6 protein-coding genes are annotated in these 5,741 nt (G+C 69.5%); 4 read left to right on the top strand and 2 right to left on the bottom strand.

What is annotated here, in order from left to right:
* Positions 1-561, top strand: a 561-nt coding sequence (locus VF794_RS24740) for an MYXO-CTERM sorting domain-containing protein (RefSeq protein WP_331114489.1), incomplete at its 5' end; no start/stop codon positions are given.
* Here VF794_RS24740 and fumC read toward each other — a convergent pair.
* Positions 558-1,955, bottom strand: coding sequence for a class II fumarate hydratase (gene fumC / locus VF794_RS24735; protein ID WP_331114487.1), 1,398 nt, complete (start codon positions 1,953-1,955; stop codon positions 558-560). The genes VF794_RS24740 and fumC overlap by 4 nt on opposite strands.
* 81 nt (positions 1,956-2,036) lie before the next feature.
* Here fumC and VF794_RS24730 point away from each other — a divergent pair, with 81 nt between their 5' ends.
* Positions 2,037-2,519 (top strand): MOSC domain-containing protein, encoded by a 483-nt coding sequence (locus VF794_RS24730; RefSeq protein WP_331114485.1) that lies wholly within the window; start codon positions 2,037-2,039, stop codon positions 2,517-2,519.
* An 18-nt stretch (positions 2,520-2,537) separates the two neighbouring features.
* Here the strand turns inward: VF794_RS24730 and VF794_RS24725 are convergent, their stop codons facing one another.
* A complete protein-coding gene (locus tag VF794_RS24725) occupies positions 2,538-2,903 on the bottom strand; it encodes a PspC domain-containing protein (RefSeq protein ID WP_331114483.1) in 366 nt (121 codons plus the stop codon).
* Between the two features lie 260 nt (positions 2,904-3,163).
* On the opposite strand from VF794_RS24725, the gene aceB reads away from it, so the two are divergent.
* A complete protein-coding gene (aceB, locus tag VF794_RS24720) occupies positions 3,164-4,813 on the top strand; it encodes a malate synthase A (RefSeq protein WP_331114481.1) in 1,650 nt (549 codons plus the stop codon).
* 71 nt (positions 4,814-4,884) lie between these two features.
* Positions 4,885-5,741: isocitrate lyase (aceA, locus tag VF794_RS24715; protein ID WP_331114479.1), on the top strand; the 857-nt coding region annotated here is incomplete at its 3' end.

Raw genomic sequence — 5,741 nt, 5'->3', positions numbered from 1 at the left:
CTGGCCAGACCCATCGACGGGGTCATCGGCTACGCGGACACCTCCACCTCCGTCACCGGCTACTCCAGCCTGGCCATGAGCCTCCGCCTCAACCCGAGCGGCTTCTTCGACGTGCGCCGGGGCGGTGAGTACGCGGCGCTCGCCAGCGTGCCCTACAGCGCGAATGTCACGTACCACGTGCGGATGCGGGCGGACCTGGGCGCGAAGACGTACAGCGTCTGGGTGACACCCCAGGGAGGGAGCGAGGTGCTGCTGGCCGACCGCTTCGCCTTCCGCTCCGATGCACCGCCCACCGACGACCTGGGCAAGGTGGCGCTCAAGAGCGGTCTGTCCGAGACCGAGTTCCGGGTGCGCGGGCACACCGTGAGGGCCGAGGGCACCGTCACCGTGCCGGTCGCACCGGAACCGCCGGTGGAGCAGTCGCCCCCCGACTCCGCCGAGAGGACCCTCGTGGGTGAGGAGGCCGCCAGTGGCTGCGCCGCGGCTCCGGGCACGGCCCTGGCGGCGGCGGGACTGCTGCTGTGGCTGCTGCGGTCCCGCCGGCGCCCCCGGACGCGCTAGAGGTTGCCCGTCATCTTCTCCGGGCGTACCCATTGGTCGAACTGCTCGGGGGTGAGCAGGCCCAGCGCCACCGCCACCTCCTTGAGCGTCTTGCCCTCCTTGTGCGCCGTCTTGGCGATCTTCGCCGCGTTGTCGTAGCCGATGTGCGGGTTGAGCGCGGTGACGAGCATCAGCGAGCGCTCCAGGTTCTCCTTCAGGCGCGGCAGGTTCGGTTCAATCCCCACCGCGCAGTGGAGCCGGAAGCTGCGCATGCCGTCCGCCAGCAGCCGGCAGCTCTGAAGGAAGTTGTGGATGAGGAGCGGTTTGAAGACGTTCAGCTCGAAGTTGCCGGACGCGCCGCCCAGGGAAATGGCCACGTCGTTGCCCATCACCTGCGCGCACAGCATGGTGACGGCCTCGGACTGCGTGGGGTTCACCTTGCCGGGCATGATGGAGCTGCCCGGCTCGTTCTCGGGGATGGTGATTTCCCCAATGCCCGAGCGCGGCCCCGAGGCCAGCCAGCGCACGTCGTTGGCGATCTTGAAGAGCGCGGCGGCCAGGCCCTTGAGCGCGCCATGGGCGTGCACCAGCGCGTCGTTGGCCGCGAGCGCCTCGAACTTGTTGGGCGCGGTGACGAAGGCGTGGCCCGTGAGGCGGGCGAGCTCCTGTGCCACGCGCTCGGCGAAGCCCTTGGGGGCGTTGAGGCCGGTGCCCACCGCGGTGCCCCCGAGCGCCAGCTCGGACAGGTGCGGCAGGGACAGCTCCAGGTGCTTGCGCGCGTACTCCAACTGCGCCACGTAGCCGCTGAACTCCTGGCCCAGCGTCAGCGGGGTGGCGTCCTGGAGGTGCGTGCGGCCAATCTTCACGATGTCCCGGAACTTCTCCGAGCGCTCCGCGAGGACGTCGCGCAGCGCCTGGAGCTCGGGCAACACGTTGCGCACCACGGCCTCCGCCGCGGCCACGCTCATGGCGGTGGGGAAGACGTCGTTGGAGCTCTGCCCCTTGTTGACGTCGTCGTTGGGGTGCACGCGGCGCCCCTCGCCGCGCTCGCCGCCCAGCAGCTCCGAGGCCCGGTTGGCCAGCACCTCGTTGACGTTCATGTTCGTCTGGGTGCCACTGCCCGTCTGCCACACGAGCAGCGGAAACTCCTCGTCATGCTGACCGTCGAGCACCTCGTTGGCGGCCTTCACGATGGCCTCGCCCTTGTCCTTGGGCAGCGTGCCGTTCTCCATGTTGACGAGGGCCGCCGCCTTCTTCACCAGCACCAGGGCGCGGATGAGGGCCAGCGGCATGCGCTCGCTGGAGATGGCGAAGTTCTGCCGGCTGCGCTGCGTCTGCGCGCCCCACAGACGCTCGGCGGGAACCTCGATGGGACCGAACGTGTCCTTCTCGATGCGGACGCCCTGGTTGCTCACGTGGCTGCCTCCTCGGCGGGAGTGGGTGCGATAGCACCGCGCGTCTTGCGGTGGAACGAACCCCCGGACAGGATTGTGGAAGTGGACACTCCCACCGGCACCATTCGCGCCCTCCTGCTCGCCCAGGAGCGGGGAACCCCCATGAAGCGCGTCCCCGAGGCCCAGGCCCTCGAGGGCCGCGGCTTCGTGGGCGACCGTCACGGCAAGAAGAAGCCCAACGGCAAGCGGCAGCTCCTGCTGCTGGACGAGGCCGCCCATGCCGCGCTGCGGCTCGGGCCCGGAGAGCTGAAGGAGAACGTCGTCATCTCCGGGCTGCCGCTGGAGTCCCTGCCGGCGGGCCAGCGCCTCGCGCTGGGCACGGAGGTGGTGGTGGAGCTGACCGAGCCCTGCATCCCCTGCTCGAAGCTCGAGCGGATTCGCAGGGGCCTGCTGAAGGACTCCTGGGGCCAGCGGGGGCAGCTCGCGAAGGTGCTGCGCGGAGGCACGGTGCGGGAGGGGGACGGCGTGCGCCTGCTCGACGTCAACCCGGACGCGCCCCGCCCCATCCGGCCCAAGCTGCCCTGAACCGGCCCGCCGCCGGCGTCAGACCCGCCGCTCCACCCGGGGCTCCTCGGTCGCGGCGCTCGTCATCCTCGCCAGCCAGTCCACGAGCCGCTGCACGGGCGCCTTCGCCGTGGCCGATACCGGCGTGAGCCCCCACAGCAGCAGGTAGACCATCAGCGCCGTCCCGCCCGTCACCGCCAGCGCCAGCACGAACGCCACCCGGACCAGCGCCACGTCCAGCCCGAGCTGCCGCGCCAGGGCCATGCAGACCCCACCCAGCACCCGCTCCGGCCCGCCCCGGTGCATCGGCTCCGCGCCCGGCTGCCGCTCACGGCAGTGCGGGCACCGCGTCGCCTCGGCCTGGAGCTCCATCCTGCACGCCACGCAGCGCTTCGTCTCATCCATGGCACCGCTCCTCGAAGAGGCCCGCCCACCCCTGGCCTCATTCCTCCCTACGCACCACGTTGCGCCCCATTGCACCCCCGTCTCTCCAGCTGCCCCTCGGTGTTTTTCACGTCGGTGAATTTACAAATTTAATCCCGGTCCTGTTGACGCCCTTACACGGCATGGTCTTTCCAGCGCATAGGGGTTCACACTGGCTCTGAGAAGGCACAGATTGGAGCCCGTTGGTGCCTTTTACAACGCACCCCGTCAAGGAGCTTTGCATGGACGTCACTGTCCCCTCCTCCAGCAGCGCGCAACGTACCGGGGTACAGCGAACCCTGGGACAGGGCGTCACCCTCCGGGGGGCCTGGTTGCCCGAGTACGAGGCCATCCTCACCCCCGAGGCCATTGGACTGGTGGCCAGGCTGGTGCGCGCCTTCGGCGCCCGGCGTGAGGCCCTCCTGGAGCGGCGCAAGGCGGTGCAGGTGGCCTGGGACAAGGGCGAGCGCCCGCGCTTCCTCCCCGAGACGAAGGACATCCGGGAAGCGGAGTGGACCGTGGCCCCGCTGCCCCAGGACCTGATGGATCGGCGCGTGGAGATCACCGGCCCGGTGGACCGGAAGATGATCATCAACGCGCTCAACTCGGGGGCCAGCGTCTTCATGGCGGACTTCGAGGACGCCAACAGCCCCACCTGGGACAACGTGGTGCGCGGGCAGCTCAACCTGCGCGACGCGGTGCGCGGCACCATCAGCCACACCGCCGACAACGGCAAGCACTACACCCTGCACGAGAAGACGGCCGTGCTCTTCTGCCGGCCCCGCGGCTGGCACCTGCTGGAGCGCCACCTGGAGGTGGACGGCAAGCCGGTGTCCGCCTCGCTCTTCGACTTCGGCCTCTACTTCTTCCACAACGCCGCTGAGCTGCTGCAACGCGGAAGTGGCCCCTACTTCTACCTGCCGAAGATGGAGAGCCACCGGGAGGCGCGGCTGTGGAACGAGGTGTTCACGTACGCACAGGAATATGTCGGGGTGCCCCACGGCAGTGTCCGAGCCACCGTCCTGATCGAGACGATCACCGCAGCCTTCGAGATGGACGAGATCCTCTACGAGCTGCGCGAGCACTCGGCGGGCCTCAACTGCGGGCGCTGGGACTACATCTTCAGCTTCATCAAGAAGCTCCAGGCCGACCCGAAGTTCGTCCTGCCCGACCGCGGGCAGGTGACGATGGACAAGGCCTTCCTGCGCAACTACTCGCTGCGCCTCATCCAGGTGTGCCACCGCCGCAACGTGCACGCCATGGGCGGCATGGCCGCCTTCATCCCCATCAAGAACGACCCGGCCGCCAACGAGACGGTCATGGCCAAGGTGCACGCGGACAAGGAGCGCGAGGCGCGCGACGGTCACGACGGCACCTGGGTGGCCCACCCGGGCCTGGTGCCGGTGGCCCGCGCCATCTTCGACAAGCACATGCCGGGGCCCAACCAACTGGGCAACAAGCGCCCGGACGTGCGCATCTCCGAGGCGGACCTGCTGGCCATGCCCGAGGGCACCCGCACCGAGGACGGCCTGCGCCACAACATCCGCGTGGGCGTGCAGTACATGGCCGCCTGGCTCGGGGGCCTGGGCTGCGTGCCGCTCTACAACCTCATGGAGGACGCGGCCACCGCCGAAATCTCCCGCGCCCAGGTGTGGCAGTGGATGCACCACCGCGTCCCCCTGGCCGACGGCCAGCCCGTCACCCCGGAGCGCTTCCGCCAGGTGCTCGCCGAGGAGATGAAACACCTCGAGGCCGAGGGCGCCCCGGAGCGCTACGGCGCCCAGCGCCTGGAGGAGGCCCGTGCCCTTTTCGAGAAGCTCTCCACCGCGCCTCGCTTCGAGGACTTCCTCACCCTCCCCGCCTACGAGGCGCTCACCGCCCACGGCAGCTGAGGGGTCGTTCCCCTGCTGCAATCCGACGTTCCTTCCACCCTTCTTTTCCTACCATCTTGAGAGGAGCCCACATGTACGACGCCGTGACGACGAAGACTGACGCCTCGCCCCACGCCAAGCTCCACGCCCAGCGCTTCGAGGGCATCACCCGCAACTACTCGGAGGCGGACGTCGAGAAGCTGCGCGGCTCCATCCGCATCAGCTACACGCTGGCCGAGATGGGCTCCAAGCGCCTGTGGGAGCTGCTCAACACCAAGGACTATGTGCACGCGCTCGGCGCCCTCACCGGTAACCAGGCGGTGCAGATGGTGCGCGCGGGCCTCGAGGCCATCTACCTGTCCGGCTGGCAGGTGGCGGCCGACGCCAACACCGCCGGGCAGATGTACCCGGACCAGAGCCTCTACCCGGTGGACAGCGTGCCCAACGTGGTGCGCCGCATCAACGCCTCCCTGCGCCGGGCGGATCAGATCGACCACGCCGAGGGCAAGAACGAGCGCTACTGGTTCGCCCCCATCATGGCCGACGCGGAGGCGGGCTTCGGCGGGCCGCTCAACGCCTACGAGCTGATGAAGTCCATGATTGAAGCGGGCGCCGCGGGCGTGCACTTCGAGGACCAGCTGGCCAGCGAGAAGAAGTGCGGCCACATGGGCGGCAAGGTGCTGGTGCCCACCAACAACTTCATCCGCACGCTGACGGCGGCGCGGCTGGCCGCGGACGTGATGGGCGTGCCCACCCTGCTGGTGGCCCGCACGGACGCCGACAGCGCCAAGCTGCTGATGAGCGACGCGGACGAGTACGACCACGCCTTCATCGACCGCAAGGCGGGCCGCTCGGCCGAGGGCTTCTACCGCCTCCAGGGCGGCGTGGAGTGCGCCATCGCCCGTGGCCTCGCCTACGCGCCCTACGCGGACCTCATCTGGTGCGAGAC

The sequence above is a fragment of the Archangium sp. genome, from assembly GCF_036389735.1.
Lineage (GTDB): Bacteria > Myxococcota > Myxococcia > Myxococcales > Myxococcaceae > Archangium.
This window is presented reverse-complemented; position numbering and strand designations above follow the sequence as displayed.